The following is a 24,938-nucleotide window of genomic DNA, read 5'->3' on the forward strand; positions in this document are numbered from 1 at the left end:
TCAGTCCTTCGGAAGCACGACTTCGGCCCAGCATCGGCAGTTGTAGATGCAGCCCGGGTGCGCCCGCGCGCCCGACCGCTTATCCGCGACCGGCGGCTTGTCCCACGTGAAAAACTTGCCTTCCAGCTCGCGATGGTCCTCGCGTACGTCCGAGTCGCCAGACGTCCGCCAGAAGTAGCCCGGGCTCCCGACGTCGAGCGCGCGCGCCTCGGTGAGGGTCGCGGCCGTACGACTGACCTCGGTTCTCGCGATCGTGTCGGCCCGACTCTTCGCGACCTGTCCAGACTCGTGAATCGCCTTCGATATCTGCGCAGCGCGCGCGCCGTCGACGATTCCTTCCAGCGTGAGCCGATGCACGCGCTCGGCCGCGTCGAGCGGAATGGACTTGATCAGCCGCACCTGCTCGGACAGGAGCGCACGCATCGTCTCGCCGGTGGCCGCGCCGCGGATTTCTTCGCGCAGCGCGCGCGACATGTCGGCGGCCTGCTTCATCCACATCTGCTCGTCGCGCCGGTTCAGGTCGGCGATCATGCGCGCCGCGGTCGCCTCGGCCCACGGCGCGAGCGCCTCGGCGTACCGCCGCAGCAGTTCCTCGATCGTCGGCGCATACGACGCGTCATCGGCCGGAAAGCCGTTCACGAGCACGCCGACCTGATGGGCGATCTTGCGCAACTGGCTGCCGTACTGCCGCTCGGCACCGCTCAGCCGGACAGGGTTCTTGCGCCGGTCGCGCTTTCGATCGAGGGTGAGGATCATCGACGTCGGAATAGTCTTCGAAGCAGAGAATCGTTCGTGCGTGCGGCCGCGCCCAGCGCAGGGCCGAGCGGAAGCGTCGGATCGATAACCGGCGGGTCCTCGCCCTGTTCGTCGCGCTCGGCCTGCTCGATCGCTTCGTCAGGGATGTCGCCAAACATGCCAGTGTCGGGCGACGACGCCTTCAGCTCGCGCATTCCCTGGCTGCGTGGAATCAGGTCGGCGTCGACGGCCTTCGTCACCGAATCGACCGTCTTGTTGCCGATCTCTGCCTTCTCAGCGGCCGACATCTCCTGCAGCGGGTTGAACTCGTACGAGAAATCCTCGGGCAACGGCTGACCGATCTCCGACCGGCACATCACGTCGAGCAGCCCGTGCAGCGGGTTGCGCATCCGACGCTCCTGCCGCGTGTGCACCTTCTCGTGATACAGCAGGCGCGACCCTTCACCGGTGTCGCTCAGGCCGGCCGGCTGCTGGCCGAACAGGCGATCGAGCGGAATGCCGGTCGCGCCGCTGAGCTGCATCGCGAACTGGAGCAGGACGTCGGATAGCCCGCTGAACGCGTACTGGTGCGTCTCGAACTTGTCGGTCGCGTCGATGAGGGTGATGCCCTCGTTCGACTGCCCGAGCCGGATCATCTCGACCTGCTTCAGCAGGCCGTTGAGCGCCGGGCCGCCCATCGCGATGATCTCGCGCAGCTTCTCGACGCTCAGCGTGCGCAGATGCGCCTTGTAGACGAGCTGGCCGGCGCCGACCGTCGCGCTGTCGAACGCGATGAGTCGGTCCCACATCGGCTCGAGGATCGACAGGCCCCATCCGTTCTCGCTAATGCGCTGGTAGTACGGCAGTGCTTCGCCGTCCATGCGCAGCACGCGCGAGTGGTGAATCCGTCCTTGCGGCAAGCCGATCGTCGTCGGCAGCACGTCGTAGTACTTCGGCATGCCGAGATCGGGGCCGAACTCGGTCACCACTTCGCCGACCGGCGGCACAACCATCCAGCGGTCGAGCACGAGCAGGCCCTTGAACTGGCCTTTTCCGATGGTCTCGCGCCGAAGCGGCTGCGACATGTCCTGGCCGTCGATCAGCATCACCGCGATCGCACCGCCGTACAGCTGCGCCCACTTGCCGGTGTCGCAGAGCTGGTCCCAGATCGCCTTGCGCGTCAGCGCCGTCTCCATCTTGGACACGTCGGTAGGATCGAGGCCGGACATTTCGATGCCCTTGCGGGTCATGTCCTCCGGGATCGCGTCCACCGCGGCGCGCACGATCCACGATCCGCGATACGCGGCTTCGAGCCAGACGCGGTTGCGGCTCTGGTACGACAGCGTGTACTGCGCCGCCGACGCCTGGTTGTCGGCACCCCAGCCGAGCCGCGCCTCGAAGTTGGCGAACGAGTCGGCCGTGCGATGGGCGTGCGTCGCCGCCGGCGCGCGCGGCGGCCGGGTCTGTTGCTTCCGTTTCGACATTCCGGGAAATCCTGTCGTGCTCAACCGGCAAGCCGCTCCCAGACCGACAGGTCCTTCGCGCCTCCCAGCATGTCGTTGATTGCGTCGACCATCGGATCGATCTGGTCGTCGTGCATGTGCGTGTCGTCAGCCGTGAACGAGTCGCACTCGGTCAAGAAGTCGCTGACCCACGGGGCATCCAGCGGGACGCCGACGTTGCCAGCGTCGATGTGGCTCACGACGTCCATGACGCGCGTCAGCTTGTCCTTCACGCGCTCGATGCCCTCGATCGGGATGCCGCCCTCGGCCTGAATGTCCTGAATCAGCCCGGTACCGCTGGACTTGTCCTCGACCTTCATCTGGCGCAGCACCGGTGCGCCCGGATCGTCGGCACCGATGGCCGCGTGCTTGTTCCAGAAGTCGATCGCGCGCCGCTTCAGCTCCGGCGCCTTCCACTTCCCGCGCACCAGGTCGATCAGGTACACACGGTTGTCGTAGCCGAGGCCCCAGCACTCGAACACGCTGTAGTCGTTCCGCTCGGCGGTCTTCTGCGCCGTGTCGGCGAAGATCTTCCGGTACTGCAGCTGCGGCAGCGCGCCGTAGCGCAGGAACTTGCCGCTCTGGATGATCCCGCCGCCCAGCGGCGACGGCCGCTGCATGTACTGGCCGTTGAAGACGTACGCGTCGGCCTTCTCGGACGCGAGTAGCTCCTGCAGCGGTTCCTTGTACGGCCAGTAGCTGTACCGGCCGTCCTCGTCTCGCTCGTCGCGCTCGACGCGTTCGCGGATGTGTGCCGGCAGCTTCGCGACGTACTCGTCGGTGATCAGCGCCGGGATCTCGATGAACTCCCACTCGCCCGGCAGCTTGCGCGCCTTGATGAAGCCCGTCGGATCTTCCTCCGCAAGCCGCTGCATGATCACGATGATCGGCGTGTCCGGACTCGCCTTTCGGCTCTTCACGGTCGACTGCAGCTTGCGGTTGGCTTTGTCCCGGTTCGTCTTGCTGTACGCGTCCTCAACCTTCAGCGGGTCGTCGATGATGATCGCGCCCTGCCAACCCTCGGCCATGTGCCCGGCCCGGAAGCCAGTGATCTGGCCGCCGAGCGACACCGCGTACACGCCGCCGGCTTTCTTCCCGTCGACGAGCACGTTCCAGCGCTTCTTCGACTTCGCGTCGTCAGCCACCTTCAGCGGCCAGAGCGCCTGGTACTCGTCGGATGAGACGATGTCGCGCGCCGTCTCGCTGTTCAACAGCGCAAGATCGTCCGAGTAGCTGATGTGCAGGAACCGCGCGCGCGGGTTCAGCGCGAGGCCGCGCGCGATCAGGTTGATCGCGACCAGCTCGGTCTTCGACGAGCCCGGCGGCACGTTGATGACGACGTTCTTCAGCGTGCCGTCGATCACGCGCTGCACCGTGTCGGCGATCAGCACGTGGTGCCAGTTGACGCGGAACTTGATCGCCTGCCTGTGCTTGAAGAAGTACCGGCTGAAAAACAGGTGGTCCCGCTCGCACTTCGCCTTCAGGACGGCCCGCTCGATGGCGGGGTCAATACTCGTCTTCGAGTTTGGCGACGGCGGCTGCGACCTGGCTTTCATCGACGACGACCGTCCTGTTCTCGATCGGGCCGCCGTTCTCCCCAGTGTGTTCGAGGCGGCGCCGGTTCGTGTAGGCGTCGCCGGATTCCTTCGCAGCCTGTTCGAGCAGCTGCGCCATCAGCGGCAGGTTGTTGCGTCGCTCCGCTTCCGCGACGGCTCGGTCGAGCGCGCGCAGGCGCACCGCGCGGTGCGACACACCGATGCGGGATGTGTCGTTGAGAAACTCCGCGCGCGTGCGCTCGAAGATCTCGCGGTACTTCTTGCTGAGCGTCGCGCCGGCCCGCTTCGTCGGGTCGTAGCGCTCGCACTGCTGCGACGACACCTCGACGCCGAACACCTCGCGCACGTCCTTCACGGTGCGCGCGATCGTGTCGAAGCACGCCAGCGACTGCACGATGAACACCTTGATCGCGTCGGGAAGTGCTGCCATAGCGGGAAAACGTTCGGGTTACGCGGCCCGCAGGATGCAGGTACCGCAGGCGCGCGCGATGTCGATGTGGCCGACTTCCGGCGCGCGCTGGGCTGCGGCGACGAGCTTCGCGGTGTCGCCGGCGCCACCGGCCACGCCGTAGCGCCGGACGATGCCGACGAATTCCTCGACGTCGTGCCCGCGGATGCCGAGCTTCGGCATGCCGTCCTTCGTGAAAGCCGGCGCGCCGAACTCGTCGGTGCGCTGGCCGATGTGGTACAGCTCATGCTCGACGAGCGCGCACCACTGCAGGTCGTTGCACTCGCGCGCGTAGTGCGCGTCGAGCGTGATCAGGAACGCCGGCACGCGGCCGAACCATTCGAGGTACTGCTGTTCCTGCCGGGCGCGCTGCCAGCCACCGGCGCGGATCGTCACCTCTTCGCACTGGCCGACGACGCGGCGCATCTGGCGCACATTCTCGACGGCCGCCCATAGGTAGGCGACGTCGGCGCCGATCAGGTGCTCGTGGTCAGGGTTGTGTAGCGGCGCGCCGTCGCGCAAGAGCGTCTCGTTCACCCACTCGGCCACGCCGTCGGCCGGCACGATGTGCTGGATCCAGTTCGAATCGTCGAAGAGGACGTCAGGCGGGAACGGGCGAGATATTGGCAACATTTTCGCTATCGCAGCAGATCTCTTCATTTGAATATCTGCGATTTGATTCGAATAATGAAACACTCAAGTTAATGCCGCCAATTTGATTCAGATAATGAAATTATTAAAATAATTAAATGACATTGACTGAAATCACTCAATTAACGCAATATCCTCGTGGCCGCGAGTTCAGAACGCGGTCGCGGCCAACCATCTAAAAAGCGCAAACAGGAGAGCATTAATGACTACAGCACGAGCAACAGAGCAGGCCGTCGAACTCGTCAAAGCAGCACTCGCATCCGGTTTAGTCGCACCAGCCACCGGCGACCGATGGTTTATGGACCCCGCCAGAGATGGAGCGCTGCTCGGACAATTTATCGGCGCAACCGTGGCCAAAATCGCCAAGGAAATAGACGCGCTGTAGAAACGGGGGACTTATTAAAAGTTGGTTTAGATCCAGCCGACCAAGTAAAAAGCCCGCTGACTTTCGCTCAGCGGGCTCAACATGTCTGGTGCCAGCAGGGCGGCGGAAACCCGTCTGCACCTTTCGGCGCGCTGGCTGATCACCTCGCTACGTCTTTCCCGCCGGCGTAGCTAAGGCCGAGCCGAGTATAGCGCGGACACGCCGCAACGAAAAAGCCCGCTGGCTTGTCGGCTCGGCGGGCTTTGGTCGCAACTCTGCAATGTGACGAAAATTTATACCCTGTCCGCCACATTTGCAAGGGGAATTTTCGCCATACCCCTTACGCCTCAACGGCCTCCGCGATCGTCACGTTGTTTCGCTCGAAGAGTGGCGTCAGCCGCTTCACGGCCTGGTGCTCCAGCTCGACGAGCCGCTTCCGGATGATCTGCGCGTTGCGCTCGAGCGTGCGGACCGTGACGTGCGTCTCCTCGGAGATTTCCCGATACGACAACCCGTCCTGGCGCAGCCGTGCCTGCGAATGACCGGCGATCAGCGCCATGATCGCCTTCCCGTTCGTCACGGTGAGCGACGGGCGCAGGTACGTCCGCATCTCGACCAGCGCCCGCTTCCACTCGACCGACGGCGGGATACCCGGGTCTGCGGCGCGCGCGGCGCTCGCCGGGCGCGCCGGCATCCCGCAGGCGTATCGCAGCCACACCGCGTTGCGTTCCGGCTTCAGCAAGTGATCACGCACCGCGCCGACGACCATCGCGCACTGGGCCCGGATTTCGTCACCGCTCAGCCCGTCGAAGTTGATCGTGCCCGACGAGGTGCCGTACAGGTAGTCGAGGAATTCAGCCTGGCGCGTGCTGAGACGGCCGACCGATTCGAGGATCTGGATCAACGCCAGGCGGAACTGCTGCTTCTGCCGCGGCGGCAGCGACGTCACCAGGAAGCTGACGTGCAGCGCCTGCTGCGTGTTCTCGAAGATGGCGATCACCGGCCACCCCGCGTCATCATCGCCAGCGCCTGGCGCGTGTTCAGCTCAGCCATGTAGCCCGACAGGTTGCTCGTGAAGTCCGGCCGGATGCGCGTGTCGACGTGCGTGCCGGGCGAGCGGCTCGTGCCCGCGAGCGAGTACATCCGCCCGCGGCTCTCCGAATGGCAGTCGAGTCGCGCGAGCGCGACGTCGAGCGACAGCAGCTGGCGCACCGACGAAACGGGGTGCTTCAAGCGCCGTGCGAGGTCGTGTGCCGAATAGCGGATGCCGGGCTTCATGGCCGCGATCATCGCGTTGATGGTGAGTTTGCTTTTTGCTTTCAAGGCCCCGCTCCTATGCTGACTTCAAATTCAACTCGATCGCCTCGATCCGCACGCCCGGCGTGCGCGCGTAGCGCTTCGACACCCAGAGGTCGACGACCTGGCCGTCGTCGACGTACACCACTCCGTTCATGCCGTCCTTCAACGCCTTGACAACGTTGTCGGCGTCCGGCTTCTTCGTCGCGCCGATGGCGCCGGCGGCCGCCTCGCCCTGGCGCTTCATCGACCAGCTCGCCGGGATGGGCAGGCCGATGTGCACGATCAGACGGATCGGGCCGGCGTACGGCTCGGCGCTACGCATCGCGGCGCGGGCGGCCATCTTCACGAGGTTCTCGTACCGCTCCGTCTCCTCGGGCGTGTAGACCCTGACGTGGGCGCCGCGGCGCGCGAACTTCGGGCGGCCCTTCGCGACCGGCGTGCCGGGAACGACGAACTCGACGCGCTGCGCGATCGGCGACGCCGTGATGAGCGATTGCTGCGTCATACCCGCCACCCTTGCCAATGCCCGGGACGAACCGAAGCCTGCGAAGCCTGCCGGCGGAGAGCGGCGGCCGCGCGCGGGCTCATGACGATCGTGCGGCCTTCGACGATGTACGACACGTCGGAAGTGCCGAAGAACTCGCGCATCCACCGGTTCAAGTCGCTCACGAACTCGGCGGGCATCAGCTCGGCGAATCGCGGCGAAACGGTCATGCGCGGCACGTCAGCGCACAGCGGCGACTCGATCACATCCATACCCAAGACCCTCATGCCGTCACCTCGTCTTCGACGTCGTCGGTCACGGGCAGACCCGAGACAGGACGGAGCCATGCATCGGGAATCGCGCCTGCGGTTTTCAACGTCGGCACGCCGTTCACGAACACGGTCATCGGCGAGTCCGACGTGACGGTCCAGCAAAAGTAGCCCTTGTGCTCGCCGAAAGCCTCGGCGACTTTGACGATGCGCCCGACGTTTTCCGGAGCCTTCGGCGCGCGAATGATGATGGCCAGATCGCCCAGTTTGCAGTTCATCGCACTGCCCTCCCGGCGTCCTTCGAAGGGCGCGGGACGAGTGCCCAGTTCCGCTCCGCCAGGTCAAGCACGTCGCGAAACGTGGCATCGCGCCACACCTCGATCCACGGCCAGGTATCGGGATGGCTAAGGGCGGCTTGGCGCCGCCATTCCGACACCTCGAGAATCACCTTCCCGAACCAGCCGAGCCGATAGCGAGTGTTCCCCGTCAGCAGGCTCATGGGCGCACCTCGCGCGCAGGCCGCGCAACCGTCTCGGCCGGCTTGTGCGCATCGCAGTAGTCGCGCCCCTTGTGCGTCCAGTGCGCCTTCACGCGCGGGCCGTGAGCCGCGCATTCGCAGCAGTATCGATGGCCGCCGGCCTGCTTCATCGCCTTCGTTATCCGCTTCATGCCGTCACCTCTTCGCTGACGTCGTCCGTCACCGGCACGCCGCTGATCGGGCGCAGGTTCACGTCGCAGCATTGCCCCTCCCGCGATGGCGAATCAGGCCGAGAGCGGTCGCCGTCGAGAAAGCGCGGAAGCGAAACGACCATGCGCACGTTCCAAACGAAACGGCCGTTCCTCGTGCCCCACGGGCTCAACACTTCGCAGACATGCCCAGCATTCACCCCTTGGATCAGGACTGCCATGTCGCCGACTTTGCAGTTCATCGCCCTTCCCCCATCAAAGCGCCGGCCGCGACCGGGCCGGCAGTGTTGCGAAATGCGCGGTTGTGGTCGTCCCACCACGGGCCGTCGCCCGCGGCGTCGAACACGCGCAGCTTGAAATCGAACGGAGGTTCGTCGCGGCCCTGCTCGATGCCGAGCGTGCCGCCGTGCTCGACGATGCCGGTCCACGAGCGCCACCAGTCGCCGACAGTGCGTGCACCTGACGCGGGCGTCGCGGCGCGCGCGGCGAGGAGATCGCCGAGGATCAGCTCGAGCAAGCCAAGGTTCAGCGGCTGCTCGGAGCGCTCGCGCTCACGGCGCTTGCGCCCCGTGGCGATGGCCGCGCGCAGGTCGTCGGACGTCACGCCGCGCCCGGGCCAGCCCGCCAACCGCGTGTCGTCGGCGGCGAAGCCGACGCCAGACGAGCGAAGGATTTCGACGAAAGCGGCGGCGATCGGCGGTTCTTCCCCGCCTCCCTGTGCTGTGCCGCCGCCGCTTGCTGTGTTTACATCTCCCTCTCCCTCTCTCTTGCGATCGGGGGGCGAATCGGGGGGCGATTGCGTTGGTGATCGGGGGGCGATCGGATCGGGATCGCGACGCGAATCGGATACGATCTCCCGAACCTGCTTTTTTCGCAGCCATTCGGATTGCGGGGCGATCGCTTTCAGGAGGTTCGCGGCCTCGACGATCTGCGCGCGCACGGCCACGGTGTCGACCTCGATGCCCCAGCGCTTCGCGTTGCCCGTGGTGCCGGACAGGCTGCTGGTCAGCTTCGAGACCCACGCTTCGAGCACCTTCTCGGCGACGACCGGGTGATAGAGGCGGCCGTCGGCACACTTCACCCAGCCGCGCAGCGCGTGTTCCTTTACGCGCTTCCAGCTCTTCGATTGGGCCAGATGGCCGAGCATGCGGTCGTCGGCCGGCAGGCTGGCGGCCGGAATCTGATGCCAGCTTTCGAGCCACAGCGTGATCGCGGCCGCGCGCTCGTCGCCGCTGCCGAGGATCCACGTCTCGGACGTCAACAGGCGCTTCACCTCGAGCGGCATGAACGGGAAATCGCGGAGGTTGCAGTCCGCTGGGGTGAGAGGATTCGGGAGCTGATTCATTCGCACAATCCGTACGCCGAAGCGCATGCGGTCGCCGGCGCGGCGTCCGCGAGTAGGTCGTATTGGCGGCCGCCGCGCGTCGTTTTCGACCACTCGACGACCTGATGCACTGTTGTGGCTTGGCCCGAATGCCCCGTTGTGCCCATGTGGAAGAATGAGACGGGGCTCAAGGGTCGGCACACCTCCGAAACGAGGCTCTCCCACGCGGCGATGCGCTCGACGTGCTCGGGAAAGCGGCGCGCGACCTCGCGCAATTCGAGCTTCCCTGCGTTGATGCAGGGCATGCACCCGACGCGCGTCATGCCTTCGCGGTACAACGGGTTTGCGGAGATGCCGGCAGTTGCGTGCGCATCGAACACATCGGCAACATTCCAGCGCAGAATCGGCCGGAATACGGCGTAATGCCCCCCGCGCCATTCGTAACTCGGAAGCCACCGGCGCGCCTCGCTCTCGTCCGCTCGCACGCCCTGCCACGATTCGACGAAGTAGCCATCGTCGATCAGGCCGAGGGCATACTCGGTAAGCGGGTTGCGCTTCAGGTATTCAGTGCAGAACTGCCGCTTCCGGGAAGGGAAACCACCACGCACCATGCACAGGTCAAGGAACGGGTTCCCGCTCGGTCGAAGCAGGTCGAGCGCGCGCGCCGCCGCTTCGGGAGTCCACGCGTACATGAACTCGCGCTTTCCGTAGACGGCCGATTCCGGCTCGCCTGCCGCGAGCCGCGCGAGGTTCGCGCGCTTCGTCGCGAACTCGTCTGCGAAGTCGGCGCGCACCACGTCGACGGTAATGCCGAGCGCGCGAGGCAGGTATTCAAGCGCGTATTCGTACGTCGACTCGTGCTCGTTGCCGGTGTCGGCGAACACGGCGCGGACGTTCTCGCGGCCGTGCAGCTCGAGCGCGACGAGCAGTGTTGCGGTGCTGTCCTTCCCGCCCGACAGCGAGACGACGTGAAGAGTCGGCCGGTCCATCACAACACCTCCAGCACGAGGCCGGGCTGGCGCAGGCGGTCGCGCTGCAACTGCTCGTAGTCGGGGTTCAGCTCGCAGCCGAGGAAGCGTCGGCCGAGCCGCTGCGCGACCTGGCCGACGGTGCCGCTGCCGAAGAACGGATCGAGCACGACGTGGCCCGGCCGGCTGCCGGCCATCACGCAGGGCTCGACGAGCGCTTCCGGAAACGTGGCAAAGTGCGCGCCGCTGTACGACTGCGTCGGGATGGTCCACACGGAACGACGGTTGCGCTCGGTCGGCATGATCGCCATCGCCTCGTCGAAGCTGGCGTTGTTCTTCGTGCCATTGCTTTTGTTAGCCAACTTCCGCTTCACGCGGCCGCGCGAACGCTCGCCGGCGTCAGTTCCGTGCCCCCATCCGACACCGCGGCCGACGGCCTTCATGTTCCCGTTCGTCTTCGTCCCGCCGTTCGAGCGCTCGCTGCCGATCTGCGCCTGCACGTTCTGCGACAGGCGCGCATGCGTGTTCGGGCTGACGGGTTCGAGGATCGCTTCCTGGTCGAAGTAGTACTTCGGGCTCTTGCTCAGCAGGAACAGACTCGTGCGCCTTCGTGCAGCGATCGCGCACGCTCTCCGGCATCGGGTTCGGCTTGTGCCAGATGATGTCCTGCCGTAGATACCAGCCGGCGTCCTGCAATGCGAACGCGAGCCGCCATGGCTGGCCCATCAGGTCCTTCGCCTTCAAACCGGAGCGCGACAGCGAGCCGGTGCCGCTTTGCTTACGTTGCGCGGCCGCGATCTGCTGAGCGCTGATCGTGGACCGGCAGGCCATCTGACCGCCGCGCCCTTGCGCGCCCCATGAGCCAGCGTATGCGTCGCCCATGTTGAGCCACAGCGTGCCGTCGTCGGCGAGCAGCTCGCGCGCGAGATCGAACACACCGACCAGCGTGTCGATGAACTCGCGCAGCGTCGGCTCCTGCCCGATCTCGCGATGCTTGTCCGGGTGGCCGTCGGGCAGATACGAGCGCAGGCCCCAGTACGGCGGCGACGTGACGATCGTCTGCACCCGCACGCCGTCGGCTACCATCGCGCGCATCAGGTCGCGGCAGTCGCCGCGGTGGGAACGGTCGAGCCAGTTCATCCCACCTCCCGCGCGATGTGCGGCAGCGGCTCGGCAGCCGATTCGATCGCAACCTGAATGCGCTCCAGCTGCTGACGGAGCCGCTTAACCTCCGAATCGATGCTGACGCGCCGCACGGCTTGCTTGCAGGCGTTGGCGATCTCCCACGCCCCCGCGCCGGCCGGCAGGCCGAGCGCACGCGCGAGCTCGATGCGCGCGCTATCGATCAGCGCGGCGTCCCGCTCCGCATGCTCCTTCGCGCGATCGAGGATCAGCCGCCGCTCGTTTTCCGCCTCCGCGGCCAGGTTCTCAATCCGCTCGGTGGCCGCCTTCAGACGGTGTTCCGCATGCAGCTGATCCCTGACAGCATCCGCGACGATGTTGCCGAGACGCGCGCGCAGCTTCTTTTCGAACGTCCATTCATTGCACAGGCCCGCGCGCAGCTGCTCGTGGCTTTGGTCCGCGAGCCGCGCCATGCCGTCGATGATCAGCTTGATCCACGCGTCGCGCGGCAGGTTCTCCATGTTCTTCAGCGTCGGGCCCTTCAGCGAGCGCCAGCCGTCCGGGCCGCGCACGATCAGGCCGCAGCCGGCCGGAATGTTTTCCTTCTTCAGCAGGCCGGCCGGCGCGGCGAAGATGACGCCGGCGGCGAAGCGCAAGTACGACGTCCACTTCCCTGCCGTCACGTCGCGCCGGAAGTCGGCGACGCTGATCTTGCATTCGTAGGCGACCGGCTGGAACCGAGCGAACGAACACGGCACCGTGTATACGTCGGGCCGCGGCGAGCCGGCCGGCCCGAGCTGCATGTCGGTCCATACGAGGCGATCGGACGCGCCGCGAAGATGCGCGGCGAGATCCTTGGCGAGGTCATCGTGCGCCCAGGTCATGAGACCTCCAGCGGCAGTTCGAGCTGCGCAGCACCGAAGCGCGCCGCCAGCCATGCGTCGTAGGAACCGAGGCGCGTCACGTCGCGACGGTCAGCGCCCGTCTCGGCGACGAATTCGCGGACCCGCGCGCTGTTCCAGCAGATGAAGCCCGCCATGCGGCCGCCGGGAAACGCGACGCAGTCGGCATCACGCACTTGCTCGGGCGTCATTCCGCGCGACTGCGCGTGTGCGAGGAATCGAGGATTCCAGGCGCTCGCCGTGCTCATGCGGCCTCCCGATACTGCTCGGCAGTCGTCGCGCAAATGCCCAGCTCCCAGTCGTAGAAGCTGTACGGCCGCGGGCAGTCATTCGCCGCCGCCCAGCCGCGCCCCCACTGCCGCGCGAAGCAGGCGAGCGCGCCGCGCAGCGGGTTCTCATGGAACGGCACACCGGCGCGCGCGGCGCGCCAGCCTGCGCGCAACGCCGCGCGCTCGAACAGTTCGGTCAGCACGAGCCGCCCTCCTTCGTGTTGTCGATCGGAGCCGCCTCGGGCCGCACGCGTTCGAGCATCCAGAGCTGGTCGGGCCGGAACGCGAGGTAGTCCTGCGGAGGATCGCGGAAGATGAAAAGGTGCTTTTCCTCGACGAGGCCGAGGTAGGTCATGGGGCGCCCGAGCTTGCGGGCGAAGAGCTTGCCGACGTCGCGCTGGCGGAGAGTCAGCGTCATGCCGCCACCTGCCGCTGGCCGAATGCCTGCTGGACGAACTCGCCGATCGCCTGCTGGCTGAGCCGCCGGTATTCCTCGATCGCCTTGCGCTCCTGGATCGCGAGCCACTGCCGCGGGTAGTCGCAGCCGCTGAACATGCAGAACAGGTGCAGTTTCGTCGCGGGAAACGGCCGGCGCCCGGCGATCAGATCGCCGAGGTGCGGATAGTGGATCTTCGATTTCTTCGCGAGCGTCTTTCGATCGAAGCGCGTGACGCCGATCTCGAGCGCCTTCGCCAGGCACTCCTCAAACGTCATGGCCTCGATCTCGCTCTCGGGAAGCGTGGCGGCCGGCGTCCACAGCGCGAACATCCTGATTTCTGGCTGGTTCATACGAAAAATCAATCGTTACCCAGTTGATTACCCACTTGCTTACCCAATTGGCGCCGGGGCGAAATAAAGGCCAGGACAACACCTGGCCAGCTTTCAACTAATGCGAACCACTTCGATCAGCCGATGCCCGCATGAAGCACGTCGTGCCGCTCCCCTTCTGACATACATGCGCCCGGCTCGGCGGCTTCCGCGGGATGAGGCCAGATCAGGTGCCAATCGGTCGGACGGAAGTCCCTGTACGGGATGCCGACGGCATTTCCGACGAGGACACAGTTCTCGGGTCTCATTGGATTGGGGGAATGCAGCCACTTGTGGATGTGTGGCTGCTTTTTGCCGATCAGGCGGGCAAGTGCGGACTGCGACCCAGCTTTTTGGATCGCTGCCTCCAGAGCCGGCACGGAGCAATTGGTCGGTTTCATGCGGCAATACTATAACCAAAGTTATTCATCCGCAAGAACTTTGGTTATTTGCCGCCCTACAACCAAGGTTATACGATGCCCGCTATGGAAAATCCTGAATTCGGGCGTCGGGCAAAGGAGCGTCGCGAAGCACTGGGCCTGTCCCAGAAGCACGTCGCGGAACTTGTCGGCGTATCTCAGCCGGCGATAGCAAAGGTTGAACGAGGCGGCAGCACCACGACCACGAACGGGTTCGCGCTCGCGCGGGCCCTTCTGACGACGTTGGAGTGGCTCGAATTCGGCGACGAAGTGGGCCCGCAGATCCCAGCTGGATACGATCAGCTCGACGACCTCGGCCGCGCCAAGGTCGAGGCGTACATCAGTGGCTTGCTAGCTCAAACGCTTCCCACCCCTCGCTCGACTCCGGACGAAGATAGGCCGCGCGGCGACTAACAGACCGGGCGCTCTCCGGCAACGGTTCTAGCGACGCATCCCAGAACGAAAACTCCCGCGTCACGACCGGCCGCTTCATCAGCCCCGTGAAGCCGAACGCCGGCTTTTCGAGCAGCACATCCCACCGGCCGTCAGAACGCAGCCTCTGAATTGTCACGATCGTGCCGATCAGCGCTGGGTTCGTGCTCGCCACGACCCTTGCCAAGTCTCCCGGCCTGCAGCGCAGGCGCGTCTTCATTTCTTCTTCCACTGGCCGCCCTCGTCTTCCGTTCGCCACACTACTGTATGTATGTACAGTAGTGTGGCGCAAAAAACAGGGGCTTTCAACCGCGTTATGCGGATACTGAATTGGGGGCGCGACGCCAAGCTCCCGGATATAATCACGCGACCGTGGGTTGCACAGCTGCAGTCCCTAGGGAGAGCCGAGGACTTGACCGGCCAATTGAATGCCTTGGGCATCGCAGGCGCTGCTCGCCAGCTATAATGATGGCTTCGCAGGGAGGATCTCCATATGGATCAAGACTTTATCTCAAGCGTCCAGAAGGTCTTGGAAGCCGATTCGAGATTCAGCAAGAGCGTCACCGAGGGAATCCATATGGCCTTGGACTCCCTCCGTGAGCGGCAACGCACGTTCGAGGAAAAGAAAAAATCAATCCAAGAGGAAATCGACCGTGGATCAAGGCTCACCAAGCATCGAATATCTCTATGACTTCGCATACCTCGATAGAGGGCGGGTCGATTTCTATTTTGCGCAGCTGTTCGAAGACGGAGTCCTGACGCAGACAAAGCGAACCGCGAAAGACTCGTCGTCGGACACGTCCAAGATGGGCGGGTCGATCAAAGTGCTGTCTGGCGAAATGGGGGGCACCGACGTGGTCGAACGAGGGCTCGAACGTTTGTTTGACCCCAGTTGGCTTGCTCCAATCGAGGTACTCGATCGCCTCGATGAATTTCAGTTTGTGCATCGCGAGATCGCCAACACGCCTATCGGTGGGCTTTTCTTGGCGAGCGGCACAATGAGTGTGATCGATATTCGAATGCTGAAGGAGATGTGGTCAGATTTCGCGGACGTTTTCCTGCATAACGAGCTGGAGGGGCTCACTCTCCCCCCAAAACAAAAGCAGAAAGTTATGGCGGAGGGAAAAAAATCCTATGATCGCCTCGCGAAAATTCTTCAGAAGCTGCCGCATTCGATCCAGGCTTCGTTCAGGATCGGCGAAGATACTCTTTGGTCGACCTTGCGGGCCGAAAGCATGCTGATCAATCCGGATGACTTGGCTCTGAAGCATGGCACGCAAGTGCCTGGCCAATGGTTTGTTTTGGGAATCGTCGATGCGCAGCCCGGAGTCGTTGAGCCCAGTCCGGATGTCAGTTCATCCGGTCTCGATTCTGCGATGTCGCAAATGCTGGGGGGATTGCGTGAAATGATGGGGCGCCCAACTGATGCGTACGGAGTCACTCCCATCGCTATTTTCCGCGCGGTCCGCCGAAAATCGGCATAGCCTTCCCTAGAAATACCGTAGTCCGCGCAAGCCCGCCCTGAGCGGGCTTTTTTGCGCGCAGCGTCCCGCGTGATCGCCTCCCGTTCCGCCTTCTGTTACAAATTTTCCATCTGCACGATAACTTTGGTTATTGACACATCGATAACTTTAGTTATAATTTCCCTCAACGCGACACCGACGCCGCGCCACCGCCCCAAGCGGATCGCTCTCTAACAATCGAAGGTAAGCCGGGACCGCACACGCGGAGCAACCGGCCGGCGCGATCAGCGTCGTGAGTCAGGACGGACGCTGCGGAAAACCGCAGCGGCATGCAATACCCGAGTGAACCTGACACAAGACAGCCAGCACCACGTGACCGATGGCGTCGTAATCGGCACAAACCTCGCGCGGCCCGGAGCCGGCACGGCCGGGAGTAGTCGGGCGCGCGAGTGATGCAGTTCTGACCGGTGGCGGTTCTTCTTCTGAGGCGTCACCAGTGAGAGCTGCGCAAGCACCATCGCAGTTCAAGACAGATATTTGATTAGCAATCCTACTTTCAATGGAGGACGCGATGCACACTCCTCGACCTCATCACCACAACGCCCGCACGCTGCCCGCGCTGGTCGACCGACACGCCGACCAGCTGCAGGCCGCGGCGGATGACGAAGCGCTGGCGCGCGACGAACGCAACGAAGCGATCGCCGAAGGCTTCACGTTCGACGTGTTGCCGTTCTCGACTGAACAGATCGCCGTGCTCGACGCCGCGCTGCGCCGCGGGAGGATCGAGGATGTGTACGAGGTCTGGAACGTCTGCAAGGCAGTCCTCGACGCGGAAATCGCGCAGCGCATCGCCGACGCTGATCTCGCCGCCGCCGCGCCGCGTTTCGCCAATGTCTACTGCTCGGGATGCGGCCAGAAGTTCGGCCCCGGCAACGCCGGTTTTTCCTGCTGCACCGACCACGCCGTTCGTCGCGCGCTCGACGACTGATCACCCGCGCCCGCTACGGCTGGCGCTCAAACCACACTGAGAGACCACATGAACGAGATCAAATACACGCTCGGTCAAGCATGGCTGCAGCGCGCGAAGGAACTGGCGCAGGAACGGGCCGATTCGAGCTTCGCGTACGGTGAACTGCCGTCCGACGCGGGCGAAACCGAATCGGCCGACGCGTATGCGCGCTCGCTCGCGGCCGACCGCTCGCTCGACGCACACCTTCAACCGATGGCGCACCTGATCGACGCCCTGCACCTGGTCGCGTCGAAGACCGTGCTCACGTCCGGCATCCGCGCCGTGGTCGACGACGCGCTGGCGAAGGCAGGTTTCCGCGCACCCATGCCCGTGTCCGATCCCGTTCGCCACATCACCATCGCCGGAGTCAACCGATGAGCACCCTCAAATCCCCTGCCCAATGCGGCGACCTCGCTGAAAAGCTGATCGCTGATTACGTGCGCAGCTGCGGCGCATACGGAAATCCGGACGCGCTCGCGAACGTGATGGAAATGCTGATCAGCAAGGCGGCGCTCGGCATCGCCATGGTTGGCAGCGAGTCGATCGCGCATCAGATCCTCAACCGCACGAAGCAGAACGTCGCGACGTTTGCCGAGCGGAATCTACGGAGGGGGCACTGATGCGCGCCTCGCTTAACAGCCTCCAGACTGTATCGCGCAAATACAAGCAATCACCTGTATTGCGCCTGCGCTACGTGCTCGAGGGCTCGGCATGGGCGGCGGCGTACGGCGCGGCGGCCGGTTTCCTCTGGTACGGCGCGTACGTCGCCGGCCCCTACCTGCGGAGTCTCGGATGACACCGTTCGACCTCCTCGGCGCGCTGCTCGACCGGGTGTTCGAATGGAATCCCATAGCCGGTTACTTCGTCGCGATCACGATCGCCGCGGTGTGCACGTTCGTGCTTGCCAAGCTCAACGCGGACGGCACGGCCATCACTGCCCTCGTCACGAGGCCCGCATGAGCCGCTTCACCGACCACGCTGACCTCTTCGAGCGCCGACACCCGCGTGCCGCCCGGGCACTCGTTCTCGCGATCTTCATCGCGGTCGCGGTTATCGCGATCGCGATCGACTACTTCAGCAAACGCTTGGGAATCCTCTAAGCGCCGCCGTCGCCCCCTCGGCGCCCCATTGTCCGCCACATGCCGCGCCGTTCGATGCGCGTCTCTCGTCGTTCTATCTGGAGTTCCAAGACATGAAAACCATCGACACCCAGCCCGTCGAGTCGTCGCAGATCCATAGCATCGGCTACGACGCCGAATCTGAAACGCTCGCGGTCCGCTTCAAGGATCGCAAGACGAATGCGCCGACGTCGCTGTACCACTACACCGGCTTCACCCAGGCGAACTTCGATGCGCTCAAGACCGCCGACTCGCTCGGCTCGCACTTCTACAAGCACATCAAGCCGTTCCCCGACCGCTTCCCGTACGTGTGCATCGAGAAGATGCCGGCGCCGGCCGCGGATGTCGATGCCGAAACCGTAGGGGCCGCATGACTCCCTCGGTCTACACCGTGCGCGCATCCAGCTGGGGCGCACTTTTCGAATGCGCCTACAGGTGGGAGGCAATCCACCTCCTGAAGATGCGCAACGTCGTCGGGCTGCGCGCCGCCCTCGGTACCGCGATCCACGCAGGCACGGCCGCCTATGACCAGAGCGTGCTTGACGGCTCCGGCCTGACCGTCGACGACGCGGCCGGCGCGTTCGTCGACAAGCTGCACGACCCATCGAACGAGTACAACCCTGCGAGCGACGATCTCAGCCTGAAGGAAGCGGAGCGCATCGGCATCTCGCTCACGACAAAGTACTGCCTCGAGATCACGCCGCTGTACGACTTCGTCGCGGTCGAGATGGAAACGAAGCCGCTCGACATCGACTGCGGCGGTGGGATCGTGGTCCGCCTCACCGGCACGATGGACCGCGCACGTGTCCGTCGCACGGCGCTCGGCCCAGGCATCGCCGACCTGAAGAGCGGATCGAAGGCCGTCGCGCAGGGCGTCGCTGTCACGAAGGGCCACGGCCCGCAGATCGGGACATACGAGCTGCTGTACGAGCACACGACCGGCGAGCAGATCGGCGACACCGCCGAGATCATCGGCCTAAAAACGAAGGGTACGCCCGAGGTCGCGACCGCCCCGGTCAAGAACGCCAAGCGCGTGATGCTCGGCACCGAGGAAACGCCGGGGCTGATCCAGTTCGCCGCCGACATGTTCCGCTCTGGTCGCTTCTATCCGAATCCGAAATCGCTGTTGTGCGACAAGAAATACTGCCCGCGCTACGGCACCTGCCAATTCCACGAATAACCGAGGTATCCATGTCCACGCCCACCACTCTCGAATCCGTCCGCTCGCCGCTGCCGCGCGAGGCCAACATGCCCGCTGTGGCCCCCGGATTCGGCTCGCTGCAGTCGTTCGAGCTGATGCAGCGCGCGGCGAATCTTCTCGCGTCGTCGACGCTCGTGCCTGCCGCGTATCGCAAGGTTATCGAGAAGCTCGACAAGTACGGCAACGTGAAGGAATCGCGTGAGAACCCGAACGCGCTCGCGAACGCCGTCGTTGCGCTGAATATGGCGCAGCGCATGGGCGCCGATCCGCTGATGGTGATGCAGAACCTATACATCGTCGAGGGGCGGCCGTCCTGGTCGTCGCAGTGGATCATCGCCGCGGTGAACGGCTGCGGTCGCTTCTCGCCCCTGCGCTTCGACATCAAGGTGCTCGGCGACAAGACAGTCGAACGCGTCGAAACGGTCTGGGAGAACGGCAACCGCAGCACAGTGACGAAGCGCGTACCGATCGTCGACAAGGTCTGCGTGGCGTGGGCCATCGAGAAAGAGACCGGCGAGCGGATCGAATCGCCTGCCGTGTCGATCGAGATGGCCGTCAAGGAAGGCTGGTACACGAAGAACGGCAGCAAGTGGCAGACGATGGATGAGGTGATGCTGCGGTACCGCACCGCGTCGTTCTTCGGAAAGCTGTACGCGCCCGAGCTGCTGATGGGCCTGACGAGCGTCGAGGAAGTGGCGGACATCGTCGACGTGCACGAAGACGGCAGTTACTCGGTCAACCGCTCGACGCTCGACGAGTTGCGTGCCGGCCGCGCGCAGCCGGCCGAGGAAGTCTCGCGCGCCACGCCAGCGCAAACCGGTCCCGCCACCGTATCGCGCGAAAACGCCGCGCCGTCGTCGGACTCGCAAGCAGAACCCGTCGACGACCAGGGTGAACCGGGCGATGACGATGACGGCGACCAAGGCGGCTTCGACTTCGACGTGAGCGGCCTGGTGCTCGGCATCCGCGAGGACATCGAGTCCGCCAAGACGCCCGAGGACCTCGACCTCGCGCGCAGCGCGATCGCCGGTGTGCCGGACGAAACCGCAAAGGCCGAACTAAACGCCCTCGCCTCGGCACGCATGCGCGCCATCACGGCGGCAGCCGAACAGGCGGCAGCCGGCAAGGCAACCGCTCAAACGACCGCGCCGGCCGGCCGCCGCCCGCGCAATCCGATCAACGCCGACTAACGCGCGCTCACCGCCGCCAAGGGATTCGACATGACCGACAAGAACGTCCTCCAGATGACCGCCGACAGCATCGGCAAAGACCTGCTTTCCGCGCTGGTGACCGAGATGAAGCTGATGCCCGACGTCTGGGTGAAGCTGTCCGAGAAGAAGCAAAACGACGTCATCGACCGGCTGCGTGCACGCGTCGAGCACAACGTGAAGATGGCGACGCACCTGATCGCGAGCGATGGCCGCATCGTCGTCCAGGGCGACCTCGACCAGATCACGATCAAGGACGGCGTCAAGGCGGTCGTGAAATTCGGTGGCTCTCAGCCGAACCTGCACGAGCTCTACGAAGCCAGCGGGAAAACCGTGCTGGTCGTCGTCGCAAACCCCGACGAGCACACCGGCGGCATGGACGAGATCCGCGGCGAATCGGATCAGCGCGGTTTGGACCTCGGCCGCGAGTACACCGATCAGGACGGCGACGGCATGGACGGTCAGCGGCCCGACGGGGACGACGTCGTCGACGCTGAATTCCGCGAGGTGCCGAAGCTCGGCGACGGCCCGACGCAAGCGCAGATCGACGAACAGCATCAGGCCGGCCGGCAGGCGGCCGCCGAAGGCAAGCCCGAAAGCGAATGCCCTGTGATGGCCGGCGAGCTGTGCATCGCATGGGTGAAGGGCTGGAAGGAGTGGCACGAGGATCAAGCCGCCTCCGGCAACGAGGATCCGCTGTACGCCCAAGTCGAAGCGTTCGTGATCGAGCAGCAGAAAGTGACGATTTCGAGCGTGCAGCGCCAGTTCAAGATCGGATACAACCGCGCCGCGCGGCTGGTCGAGCTGCTCGAAGCGAAGGGCATCGTCAGTGCGATGGATTCGGACGGCAGCCGCACGGTGCTGCGCCCGCGCGGACCGCAGGGAGAGGAATCGTGAAAATCACCGACATCTATGTGGCGAACGTTCTCGGGATCCGCACGGCGGACCTCCGGCTCGCCAAACCCGTCGCCCTCTTCACCGGCCCGAACGGCGCCGGCAAGAGCAGCCTGCAGGAAGCCGTGCGCATGGCGCTCACCGGCGACACTGTGCGCGTCGCGCTGAAGAAGGAATACGGCTCGCTCGTCACCGAGGGAGCCGACGGCGGCCAGATCGTGGTCGCGTGCGGCGAGCAGACGAACAGCGTCATGCTGCCGTCCGGCAAGCTGAAGCGCGAGCTCGCAGAGGACCCGCGCCTTCCGCTGGTGCTCGACGCGCAGCGATTCGCGCACCTGGGCCCGGCCGAGCGGCGCGCATTCCTGTACGACCTGATGGGCGTGAAGATCGGCGTCGACGAAATGCGCGCCCGGCTGCTGGGCAAGCTCGGATTCCGCGCCGATGCGGTGCCGGCAGCGGCAGCCGCGCGGCTCGCGGCCATCACGCCGATGTTGCGCGCCGGTTTTGAAGCGGCGCAGAAGGAAGCCGCCGACCGCGCGCGCGGCGCGAAGCAGTCGTGGCGCACCGCGACCGGCGAGACGTACGGCAGCCAGAAGGCAGCCACGTGGCGCCCGGCGGTAGTCGAGTTTGACGAAGCGGCGTTGCGGAAGCTCACGGGCGACCGCGCGGCGCTCGACGACCGGATCGGCGAACTGCAGCAGCAGATCGGCGCCGCCGACGCGGCGGACACCGCGGCTCGTGCGCGCGCGTCGAAAATCGCCGGCCTGCGCACGCGCGCAGCCGGTTACGCGAAGGCGGTTGAACTCGCGCAGCTCGCCGACGAGCAGGTCGCCGAATTTCTGCCGAAGGTCGAGGCGCTTCGTGTGCTCGCCGGCGCGGCGCCGGCCGGCACCGAATGCACCTGCCCTGAATGCGGCGCGCTCCTGCGCTACCTCAACGGCGTGCTGTCGGCGGCGGCCGCAGCCGGCGCGCGCGACGGTGACGCGGCCGCGAAGCTGCCTGAGTATGAGCAGGGCCTGAAGACGCTGCAAAACGCAGCCGCGAACCGCAAACGCGACGTCGAAGCGGCGGACGCGGCCGCGACGCAGTTGCGCGCACTCGAAGACGACGCAGAGGAAAGCGGCGCGGCCGCCGCGCGCGAGAGCGGCGACGCCGCGCGCTCCGAACTGGCCGACCTCCAACGCAGCCGAAAGCAGCTCGACACCGACATCGCGACGCTCCGCGAAATCGAACGGCGCGCCGCCGGCGCCGCCGATCTGGCGAAGCAAGCTGCGGCGCTACACGAAGACGTCGCGGCGTACGAGGCAATCGCCGACGCGCTCGCACCGAATGGCATCCCGGCCAACCTGCTCAGCGAAGCGCTCACGCCGATGAACGAGCGCCTCGTCGCGCTCGCCGAGATGTCCGAATGGGCCGACGTGACGATCACGCCGGAGATGGATATCTTCGCCGACGGGCGCGCCTACGCCCTGCTGTCCGAATCCGAGCGCTGGCGCGTCGACGCGCACATCGCCGCGGCGATCAGCCACTTCTCGGGCCTGAAGCTGCTCGTGCTCGATCGCGCCGACGTCCTGGTCGGCCCCGAGCGCGATCGGCTGCTCTACTGGCTCGACGACCTGGCCTACACCGAGCAGATCGACACGGCGCTCGTGTTCATGAGCCTGAAGACGCCGCCCGCCGGCCTACCCGAAGCCATCGAAGCGTTCTGGGTCGAGGGCGGTCAGGTCGCGCCGGCCGCGCAGCACGCAATACGGGAGGCAGCGTGAGAGAGGACATCGAGAAGTATCTCGCCGCGACGTCGGAAGCCACAGCGAAGGCCGTGGCGACCGGAACCGGGCTCCCGCATCTCGACGTGACGAAGGAGCTCAACCGGATGCTCGGCGAGGCGATCGTCGAGCGCGAGAAGCGCGCGGGCGGCGGCAACGAGTACGTGTACTGGCTCGCGCGCGGCGTCGCGCCGACACCACCGGCCAACGCCGCGCTGCCGGTCGTCGCTCTGTCGCTGGCCGGGGCCATTGCGAGCCTGCCGCCGTCGGCCGTAGCGGCCGACACCACCTCCGTCATCGCAGAGCTGCGAGCCGAGGTCGAGCGGCTCACCGCCGAGCGCGACGCCGCGCAGCAACGAGCCGACACCTGGCGCGCGAATACCGCGGCACTCGAAGCCCGCATTGATGAGCTGACGCTCGGGCCGGTCGGCGCGCGTGCGCCGCTGTTCGTGACGGTCGGCAGGTATTGCAAACCACGGCGTCACGCGTCGCTCGAGAAAGTCCAGCGGCGCGGCAGTGCGCTCGTGCGCAGCGAGAAGGAATCCGAGGTGCTTGTGCTCGAACCGGTCGGCCGGATCGTGCGCGGCACGCAGTGGATGCCCCGATAGCAGCACCGCCGCGCGCCTTCCGTGCCCCGGATTGCGCGGCGCATTCGGGCGGCTCGCACTGCGCCCATTTTTTCGAATTGATCATGCATACGACGAAGACACCGTGGAATCCATCACGGCGCGCGACCGCCCGCGTCAAGAACCGGCTCCCGGCACCGACTACGTGCCCGTACGACGGCGGCCCCGTCGAGATCGTGAACAACTCGGCGATCTACGGACGCGAGTATGGCGAGTGGCCGTGGGCGTTCATCTGTCTCTCCTGCCGGGCATACGTCGGCCTGCACCCCTTCACCGCGATCCCGCTCGGCACGCTCGCCGACGGGCCAACGCGTGACGCGCGGAAACGTGCGAAAGCCGCCTTCAACCCGATCTGGCAGTCCGGCGCGATGACGCGCACCGACGCATACGTCTGGTTGGCCCAACAACTCGGCATCGCGAACCACGAGGAATGTCACATCGGCTGGTTCGACGTCTCGACATGCGATCGCGTCGCCGAGATCTGTAAGAGTCGACAGGTTCTGTGACGCCACCGATTAGAAGATCGATGGCGGTCGCAACTTCGGGTACTTCCCATTCGTGAGCGTCACGACGGTCGCGAACGTTTCGTCCAGAGTTTCCAGGCTGCCCCTCATAAATGCGGTGGCAATATCATCCCCCGGATACTCATTGGGCTTTTCTTTTTGGTGCAACTTGAACTGTTTCACCAATCGCGTGAGACTCATGCACGCGGTTTGTATGGTAATGACTGCCTGCGTCAACTCGCCTGAATCCAGCTCAAAAAGTGGAACCTTATCAAGCAGATCGAGTGTCCGACTCAATTGATCATCACTTACTTGCGTAAATGCGGAAAAATTAAACGCACCGTTATCGTTTAGCGAAGGTTCGATTCGCTTGAACCGTACGTACACCTCGTCGAGGATCGCTTTCAGCGACGAACGCCGCTCAGCCAGTTCGCGATCACGAGTTTGCGTTGCAATTTCCAACTGATGAGACGCCGACCGCTCGCCCAGAAAGTATGCCCCGGCAATAGCCGCGATCGCTCCTAGCGCTTGGACCCATGCAGCCCAATCAGCCGCCTTGAGGTTGCCCCAATCGACGTATCGATAGGCGGCCACGGAAATGGCACCGATAAGAACACCTGATGCGTAGTAGTACATCGCTCGCTTCATCGCACCCCCGTACATTTCAGTGCGAATCGTAGCACGCGCCCCGAGCAATTATCGATGCTTGCACCTCTTCGGTGTTTGGTGTCGGGCGCAGTTGCCGCAACGTTCGTTCACGCGGTCGTGCGATCAAACTTTGTTCGGCGGCCGTCCTGCCCCTGCACATAGAGGACGCAGCAATTGCGAGGCACACGCAACTGAACGACGACGATAAAAGACGGCTACCATTGCGTAGCTCGGCGGGCGGGTTTCAAGTCGGCAACCGCTCGC

General features: G+C 65.0%; 38 protein-coding genes and 1 pseudogene. 16 read left to right on the forward strand and 23 right to left on the reverse strand.

The features are described 5' to 3' along the window. Genes CFB81_RS22325 through CFB81_RS22345 form a run of 5 tightly spaced genes read right to left on the reverse strand, consistent with a single transcriptional unit; the run spans position 1 to position 4,901 of the window. Positions 1 to 756, reverse strand: a complete 756-nt coding sequence (locus CFB81_RS22325) for a phage minor head protein (RefSeq protein WP_089436550.1) — start codon at positions 754 to 756, stop codon at positions 1 to 3. After that, on the reverse strand, positions 753 to 2,219 hold the full coding sequence (locus CFB81_RS22330; protein ID WP_089436551.1) for a DUF1073 domain-containing protein: 1,467 nt from the start codon (positions 2,217 to 2,219) through the stop codon (positions 753 to 755). Before CFB81_RS22330 ends, CFB81_RS22325 begins: the two co-directional genes overlap by 4 nt. Positions 2,220 to 2,239: 20 nt before the next feature. Further along, entirely contained in the window at positions 2,240 to 3,793 is a 1,554-nt protein-coding gene (gene terL / locus CFB81_RS22335; RefSeq protein ID WP_089436552.1) for a phage terminase large subunit, read from the reverse strand. Then, positions 3,744 to 4,223 carry a DUF2280 domain-containing protein gene (locus CFB81_RS22340; RefSeq protein ID WP_089436553.1) on the reverse strand — a complete coding sequence of 160 codons (480 nt, stop codon included), beginning with the start codon at positions 4,221 to 4,223 and terminating at the stop codon, positions 3,744 to 3,746. Before CFB81_RS22340 ends, terL begins: the two co-directional genes overlap by 50 nt. Positions 4,224 to 4,241: 18 nt before the next feature. After that, the gene (locus CFB81_RS22345) at positions 4,242 to 4,901 is read right to left on the reverse strand and encodes a putative metallopeptidase (RefSeq protein ID WP_089436554.1); all 660 of its coding nucleotides are present in this window, start codon (positions 4,899 to 4,901) and stop codon (positions 4,242 to 4,244) included. A gap of 193 nt (positions 4,902 to 5,094) precedes the next feature. On the opposite strand from CFB81_RS22345, the gene CFB81_RS35690 reads away from it, so the two are divergent. Continuing rightward, positions 5,095 to 5,277: a hypothetical protein gene (locus CFB81_RS35690; RefSeq protein ID WP_143328627.1), complete on the forward strand. Its 183-nt coding sequence runs from the start codon at positions 5,095 to 5,097 to the stop codon at positions 5,275 to 5,277. Positions 5,278 to 5,596: 319 nt separating this feature from the next. Here CFB81_RS35690 and CFB81_RS22350 read toward each other — a convergent pair whose 3' ends face one another. From CFB81_RS22350 to CFB81_RS22425, 17 genes and pseudogenes are all read right to left on the reverse strand, one after another. Continuing rightward, the gene (locus CFB81_RS22350) at positions 5,597 to 6,256 is read right to left on the reverse strand and encodes a hypothetical protein (RefSeq protein ID WP_089436555.1); all 660 of its coding nucleotides are present in this window, start codon (positions 6,254 to 6,256) and stop codon (positions 5,597 to 5,599) included. Next, on the reverse strand, positions 6,253 to 6,579 hold the full coding sequence (locus CFB81_RS22355) for a hypothetical protein (protein ID WP_089436556.1): 327 nt from the start codon (positions 6,577 to 6,579) through the stop codon (positions 6,253 to 6,255). The genes CFB81_RS22350 and CFB81_RS22355 overlap by 4 nt, the downstream gene beginning before the upstream one ends. Before the next feature lie 10 nt (positions 6,580 to 6,589). Further along, on the reverse strand, positions 6,590 to 7,060 hold the full coding sequence (locus tag CFB81_RS22360; RefSeq protein ID WP_089436557.1) for a RusA family crossover junction endodeoxyribonuclease: 471 nt from the start codon (positions 7,058 to 7,060) through the stop codon (positions 6,590 to 6,592). Further along, a complete protein-coding gene (locus CFB81_RS22365; RefSeq protein ID WP_089436558.1) occupies positions 7,057 to 7,311 on the reverse strand; it encodes a hypothetical protein in 255 nt (84 codons plus the stop codon). The genes CFB81_RS22360 and CFB81_RS22365 overlap by 4 nt, the downstream gene beginning before the upstream one ends. Positions 7,312 to 7,322: 11 nt before the next feature. Beyond that, on the reverse strand, positions 7,323 to 7,586 hold the full coding sequence (locus CFB81_RS22370) for a hypothetical protein (RefSeq protein ID WP_089436559.1): 264 nt from the start codon (positions 7,584 to 7,586) through the stop codon (positions 7,323 to 7,325). Next, complete coding sequence (locus CFB81_RS22375; RefSeq protein WP_089436560.1) at positions 7,583 to 7,807, reverse strand: hypothetical protein; 225 nt, start codon at positions 7,805 to 7,807, stop codon at positions 7,583 to 7,585. Before CFB81_RS22375 ends, CFB81_RS22370 begins: the two co-directional genes overlap by 4 nt. Then, the gene (locus CFB81_RS36210) at positions 7,804 to 7,977 is read right to left on the reverse strand and encodes a hypothetical protein (protein WP_179236030.1); all 174 of its coding nucleotides are present in this window, start codon (positions 7,975 to 7,977) and stop codon (positions 7,804 to 7,806) included. Before CFB81_RS36210 ends, CFB81_RS22375 begins: the two co-directional genes overlap by 4 nt. Further along, positions 7,974 to 8,237, reverse strand: coding sequence for a hypothetical protein (locus CFB81_RS35695; RefSeq protein ID WP_143328628.1), 264 nt, complete (start codon positions 8,235 to 8,237; stop codon positions 7,974 to 7,976). Before CFB81_RS35695 ends, CFB81_RS36210 begins: the two co-directional genes overlap by 4 nt. Beyond that, the gene (locus tag CFB81_RS36660) at positions 8,234 to 9,433 is read right to left on the reverse strand and encodes a YdaU family protein (protein ID WP_256976296.1); all 1,200 of its coding nucleotides are present in this window, start codon (positions 9,431 to 9,433) and stop codon (positions 8,234 to 8,236) included. The genes CFB81_RS35695 and CFB81_RS36660 overlap by 4 nt, the downstream gene beginning before the upstream one ends. Continuing rightward, a complete protein-coding gene (locus CFB81_RS22390; RefSeq protein ID WP_179236032.1) occupies positions 9,337 to 10,311 on the reverse strand; it encodes a phosphoadenosine phosphosulfate reductase family protein in 975 nt (324 codons plus the stop codon). Before CFB81_RS22390 ends, CFB81_RS36660 begins: the two co-directional genes overlap by 97 nt. Beyond that, positions 10,308 to 11,427: pseudogene (locus CFB81_RS22395) on the reverse strand (site-specific DNA-methyltransferase). The gene CFB81_RS22390 and the pseudogene CFB81_RS22395 overlap by 4 nt, the downstream one beginning before the upstream one ends. Then, entirely contained in the window at positions 11,424 to 12,347 is a 924-nt protein-coding gene (locus CFB81_RS22400) for a hypothetical protein (protein WP_256976297.1), read from the reverse strand. Before CFB81_RS22400 ends, CFB81_RS22395 begins: the two are co-directional and overlap by 4 nt. Next, a complete protein-coding gene (locus CFB81_RS22405; protein WP_089436563.1) occupies positions 12,290 to 12,559 on the reverse strand; it encodes a hypothetical protein in 270 nt (89 codons plus the stop codon). Before CFB81_RS22405 ends, CFB81_RS22400 begins: the two co-directional genes overlap by 58 nt. Continuing rightward, a complete protein-coding gene (locus CFB81_RS22410; RefSeq protein WP_089436564.1) occupies positions 12,556 to 12,783 on the reverse strand; it encodes a hypothetical protein in 228 nt (75 codons plus the stop codon). Before CFB81_RS22410 ends, CFB81_RS22405 begins: the two co-directional genes overlap by 4 nt. Continuing rightward, positions 12,777 to 12,998: a hypothetical protein gene (locus CFB81_RS22415; protein WP_179236034.1), complete on the reverse strand. Its 222-nt coding sequence runs from the start codon at positions 12,996 to 12,998 to the stop codon at positions 12,777 to 12,779. Before CFB81_RS22415 ends, CFB81_RS22410 begins: the two co-directional genes overlap by 7 nt. Next, positions 12,995 to 13,369, reverse strand: a complete 375-nt coding sequence (locus CFB81_RS22420; RefSeq protein WP_059584259.1) for a hypothetical protein — start codon at positions 13,367 to 13,369, stop codon at positions 12,995 to 12,997. Before CFB81_RS22420 ends, CFB81_RS22415 begins: the two co-directional genes overlap by 4 nt. 116 nt (positions 13,370 to 13,485) lie before the next feature. Further along, complete coding sequence (locus CFB81_RS22425) at positions 13,486 to 13,788, reverse strand: YdaS family helix-turn-helix protein (protein ID WP_089436565.1); 303 nt, start codon at positions 13,786 to 13,788, stop codon at positions 13,486 to 13,488. A gap of 84 nt (positions 13,789 to 13,872) precedes the next feature. On the opposite strand from CFB81_RS22425, the gene CFB81_RS22430 reads away from it, so the two are divergent. The 15 genes from CFB81_RS22430 (at position 13,873) to CFB81_RS22490 (ending at position 24,029) form a co-directional block, all read left to right on the forward strand. After that, positions 13,873 to 14,220: a helix-turn-helix transcriptional regulator gene (locus CFB81_RS22430; protein WP_172820435.1), complete on the forward strand. Its 348-nt coding sequence runs from the start codon at positions 13,873 to 13,875 to the stop codon at positions 14,218 to 14,220. A gap of 671 nt (positions 14,221 to 14,891) precedes the next feature. Beyond that, the gene (locus CFB81_RS22440) at positions 14,892 to 15,722 is read left to right on the forward strand and encodes a hypothetical protein (protein WP_069264275.1); all 831 of its coding nucleotides are present in this window, start codon (positions 14,892 to 14,894) and stop codon (positions 15,720 to 15,722) included. Between the two features lie 538 nt (positions 15,723 to 16,260). After that, complete coding sequence (locus tag CFB81_RS22445) at positions 16,261 to 16,689, forward strand: hypothetical protein (protein WP_256976298.1); 429 nt, start codon at positions 16,261 to 16,263, stop codon at positions 16,687 to 16,689. 48 nt (positions 16,690 to 16,737) lie between these two features. After that, on the forward strand, positions 16,738 to 17,088 hold the full coding sequence (locus tag CFB81_RS22450; RefSeq protein WP_089436566.1) for a hypothetical protein: 351 nt from the start codon (positions 16,738 to 16,740) through the stop codon (positions 17,086 to 17,088). After that, entirely contained in the window at positions 17,085 to 17,330 is a 246-nt protein-coding gene (locus CFB81_RS22455; protein ID WP_089436567.1) for a hypothetical protein, read from the forward strand. Before CFB81_RS22450 ends, CFB81_RS22455 begins: the two co-directional genes overlap by 4 nt. Beyond that, complete coding sequence (locus CFB81_RS36215; protein WP_179236036.1) at positions 17,330 to 17,506, forward strand: hypothetical protein; 177 nt, start codon at positions 17,330 to 17,332, stop codon at positions 17,504 to 17,506. Before CFB81_RS22455 ends, CFB81_RS36215 begins: the two co-directional genes overlap by 1 nt. Then, positions 17,503 to 17,670 carry a hypothetical protein gene (locus tag CFB81_RS36220; protein ID WP_179236038.1) on the forward strand — a complete coding sequence of 56 codons (168 nt, stop codon included), beginning with the start codon at positions 17,503 to 17,505 and terminating at the stop codon, positions 17,668 to 17,670. The genes CFB81_RS36215 and CFB81_RS36220 overlap by 4 nt, the downstream gene beginning before the upstream one ends. Further along, complete coding sequence (locus CFB81_RS36225) at positions 17,667 to 17,810, forward strand: hypothetical protein (protein ID WP_009927940.1); 144 nt, start codon at positions 17,667 to 17,669, stop codon at positions 17,808 to 17,810. Before CFB81_RS36220 ends, CFB81_RS36225 begins: the two co-directional genes overlap by 4 nt. A gap of 92 nt (positions 17,811 to 17,902) precedes the next feature. Continuing rightward, on the forward strand, positions 17,903 to 18,202 hold the full coding sequence (locus CFB81_RS22460; RefSeq protein ID WP_089436568.1) for a KTSC domain-containing protein: 300 nt from the start codon (positions 17,903 to 17,905) through the stop codon (positions 18,200 to 18,202). After that, positions 18,199 to 19,008 carry a PD-(D/E)XK nuclease family protein gene (locus CFB81_RS22465; protein WP_089436569.1) on the forward strand — a complete coding sequence of 270 codons (810 nt, stop codon included), beginning with the start codon at positions 18,199 to 18,201 and terminating at the stop codon, positions 19,006 to 19,008. The genes CFB81_RS22460 and CFB81_RS22465 overlap by 4 nt, the downstream gene beginning before the upstream one ends. Before the next feature lie 11 nt (positions 19,009 to 19,019). Beyond that, positions 19,020 to 20,219 (forward strand): hypothetical protein, encoded by a 1,200-nt coding sequence (locus tag CFB81_RS22470; RefSeq protein ID WP_089436570.1) that lies wholly within the window; start codon positions 19,020 to 19,022, stop codon positions 20,217 to 20,219. Between the two features lie 30 nt (positions 20,220 to 20,249). Beyond that, positions 20,250 to 21,134, forward strand: a complete 885-nt coding sequence (locus CFB81_RS22475; protein WP_089436571.1) for a DNA translocase FtsK — start codon at positions 20,250 to 20,252, stop codon at positions 21,132 to 21,134. Between the two features lie 17 nt (positions 21,135 to 21,151). Further along, on the forward strand, positions 21,152 to 22,897 hold the full coding sequence (locus CFB81_RS22480; protein WP_256976337.1) for an AAA family ATPase: 1,746 nt from the start codon (positions 21,152 to 21,154) through the stop codon (positions 22,895 to 22,897). Then, on the forward strand, positions 22,894 to 23,505 hold the full coding sequence (locus CFB81_RS22485) for a 1-pyrroline-5-carboxylate dehydrogenase (protein ID WP_089436573.1): 612 nt from the start codon (positions 22,894 to 22,896) through the stop codon (positions 23,503 to 23,505). Before CFB81_RS22480 ends, CFB81_RS22485 begins: the two co-directional genes overlap by 4 nt. 83 nt (positions 23,506 to 23,588) lie before the next feature. Continuing rightward, entirely contained in the window at positions 23,589 to 24,029 is a 441-nt protein-coding gene (locus CFB81_RS22490) for a zinc-finger-containing protein (protein WP_089437105.1), read from the forward strand. Positions 24,030 to 24,038: 9 nt separating this feature from the next. On the opposite strand, the gene CFB81_RS22495 is transcribed toward CFB81_RS22490, so the two are convergent. Next, positions 24,039 to 24,662: a hypothetical protein gene (locus tag CFB81_RS22495; RefSeq protein ID WP_143328629.1), complete on the reverse strand. Its 624-nt coding sequence runs from the start codon at positions 24,660 to 24,662 to the stop codon at positions 24,039 to 24,041. Between the last annotated feature and the right edge of the window lie 276 nt (positions 24,663 to 24,938).

The organism is Burkholderia sp. AU28863 (assembly GCF_002223195.1).
GTDB lineage: Bacteria > Pseudomonadota > Gammaproteobacteria > Burkholderiales > Burkholderiaceae > Burkholderia > Burkholderia sola.

Excerpts from the sequence above, each read along its gene's own strand:
- CFB81_RS22450 (WP_089436566.1), top strand. The coding sequence starts at position 16,738 with ATGAACGAGATCAAATACACGCTCGGTCAAGCATGGCTGCAGCGCGCG.
- CFB81_RS22420 (WP_059584259.1), bottom strand. The coding sequence starts at position 13,369 with ATGAACCAGCCAGAAATCAGGATGTTCGCGCTGTGGACGCCGGCCGCC.
- CFB81_RS22365 (WP_089436558.1), bottom strand. The coding sequence starts at position 7,311 with ATGGATGTGATCGAGTCGCCGCTGTGCGCTGACGTGCCGCGCATGACC.
- CFB81_RS36215 (WP_179236036.1), top strand. The coding sequence starts at position 17,330 with ATGCGCGCCTCGCTTAACAGCCTCCAGACTGTATCGCGCAAATACAAG.
- CFB81_RS22375 (WP_089436560.1), bottom strand. The coding sequence starts at position 7,807 with ATGAGCCTGCTGACGGGGAACACTCGCTATCGGCTCGGCTGGTTCGGG.
- CFB81_RS22475 (WP_089436571.1), top strand. The coding sequence starts at position 20,250 with ATGACCGACAAGAACGTCCTCCAGATGACCGCCGACAGCATCGGCAAA.
- CFB81_RS36225 (WP_009927940.1), top strand. The coding sequence starts at position 17,667 with ATGAGCCGCTTCACCGACCACGCTGACCTCTTCGAGCGCCGACACCCG.
- CFB81_RS22445 (WP_256976298.1), top strand. The coding sequence starts at position 16,261 with ATGGAGGACGCGATGCACACTCCTCGACCTCATCACCACAACGCCCGC.
- CFB81_RS36220 (WP_179236038.1), top strand. The coding sequence starts at position 17,503 with ATGACACCGTTCGACCTCCTCGGCGCGCTGCTCGACCGGGTGTTCGAA.
- CFB81_RS22490 (WP_089437105.1), top strand. The coding sequence starts at position 23,589 with ATGCATACGACGAAGACACCGTGGAATCCATCACGGCGCGCGACCGCC.
- CFB81_RS22415 (WP_179236034.1), bottom strand. The coding sequence starts at position 12,998 with ATGACGCTGACTCTCCGCCAGCGCGACGTCGGCAAGCTCTTCGCCCGC.
- CFB81_RS22345 (WP_089436554.1), bottom strand. The coding sequence starts at position 4,901 with ATGAAGAGATCTGCTGCGATAGCGAAAATGTTGCCAATATCTCGCCCG.
- CFB81_RS22430 (WP_172820435.1), top strand. The coding sequence starts at position 13,873 with ATGGAAAATCCTGAATTCGGGCGTCGGGCAAAGGAGCGTCGCGAAGCA.
- CFB81_RS22455 (WP_089436567.1), top strand. The coding sequence starts at position 17,085 with ATGAGCACCCTCAAATCCCCTGCCCAATGCGGCGACCTCGCTGAAAAG.
- CFB81_RS22370 (WP_089436559.1), bottom strand. The coding sequence starts at position 7,586 with ATGAACTGCAAACTGGGCGATCTGGCCATCATCATTCGCGCGCCGAAG.
- terL (WP_089436552.1), bottom strand. The coding sequence starts at position 3,793 with ATGAAAGCCAGGTCGCAGCCGCCGTCGCCAAACTCGAAGACGAGTATT.
- CFB81_RS35690 (WP_143328627.1), top strand. The coding sequence starts at position 5,095 with ATGACTACAGCACGAGCAACAGAGCAGGCCGTCGAACTCGTCAAAGCA.
- CFB81_RS22330 (WP_089436551.1), bottom strand. The coding sequence starts at position 2,219 with ATGTCGAAACGGAAGCAACAGACCCGGCCGCCGCGCGCGCCGGCGGCG.
- CFB81_RS22465 (WP_089436569.1), top strand. The coding sequence starts at position 18,199 with ATGACTCCCTCGGTCTACACCGTGCGCGCATCCAGCTGGGGCGCACTT.
- CFB81_RS22425 (WP_089436565.1), bottom strand. The coding sequence starts at position 13,788 with ATGAAACCGACCAATTGCTCCGTGCCGGCTCTGGAGGCAGCGATCCAA.
- CFB81_RS22340 (WP_089436553.1), bottom strand. The coding sequence starts at position 4,223 with ATGGCAGCACTTCCCGACGCGATCAAGGTGTTCATCGTGCAGTCGCTG.
- CFB81_RS36210 (WP_179236030.1), bottom strand. The coding sequence starts at position 7,977 with ATGAAGCGGATAACGAAGGCGATGAAGCAGGCCGGCGGCCATCGATAC.
- CFB81_RS22325 (WP_089436550.1), bottom strand. The coding sequence starts at position 756 with ATGATCCTCACCCTCGATCGAAAGCGCGACCGGCGCAAGAACCCTGTC.
- CFB81_RS22400 (WP_256976297.1), bottom strand. The coding sequence starts at position 12,347 with ATGGCTGGCGGCGCGCTTCGGTGCTGCGCAGCTCGAACTGCCGCTGGA.
- CFB81_RS22405 (WP_089436563.1), bottom strand. The coding sequence starts at position 12,559 with ATGAGCACGGCGAGCGCCTGGAATCCTCGATTCCTCGCACACGCGCAG.
- CFB81_RS22470 (WP_089436570.1), top strand. The coding sequence starts at position 19,020 with ATGTCCACGCCCACCACTCTCGAATCCGTCCGCTCGCCGCTGCCGCGC.
- CFB81_RS22460 (WP_089436568.1), top strand. The coding sequence starts at position 17,903 with ATGAAAACCATCGACACCCAGCCCGTCGAGTCGTCGCAGATCCATAGC.
- CFB81_RS35695 (WP_143328628.1), bottom strand. The coding sequence starts at position 8,237 with ATGAACTGCAAAGTCGGCGACATGGCAGTCCTGATCCAAGGGGTGAAT.
- CFB81_RS22495 (WP_143328629.1), bottom strand. The coding sequence starts at position 24,662 with ATGTACTACTACGCATCAGGTGTTCTTATCGGTGCCATTTCCGTGGCC.
- CFB81_RS22360 (WP_089436557.1), bottom strand. The coding sequence starts at position 7,060 with ATGACGCAGCAATCGCTCATCACGGCGTCGCCGATCGCGCAGCGCGTC.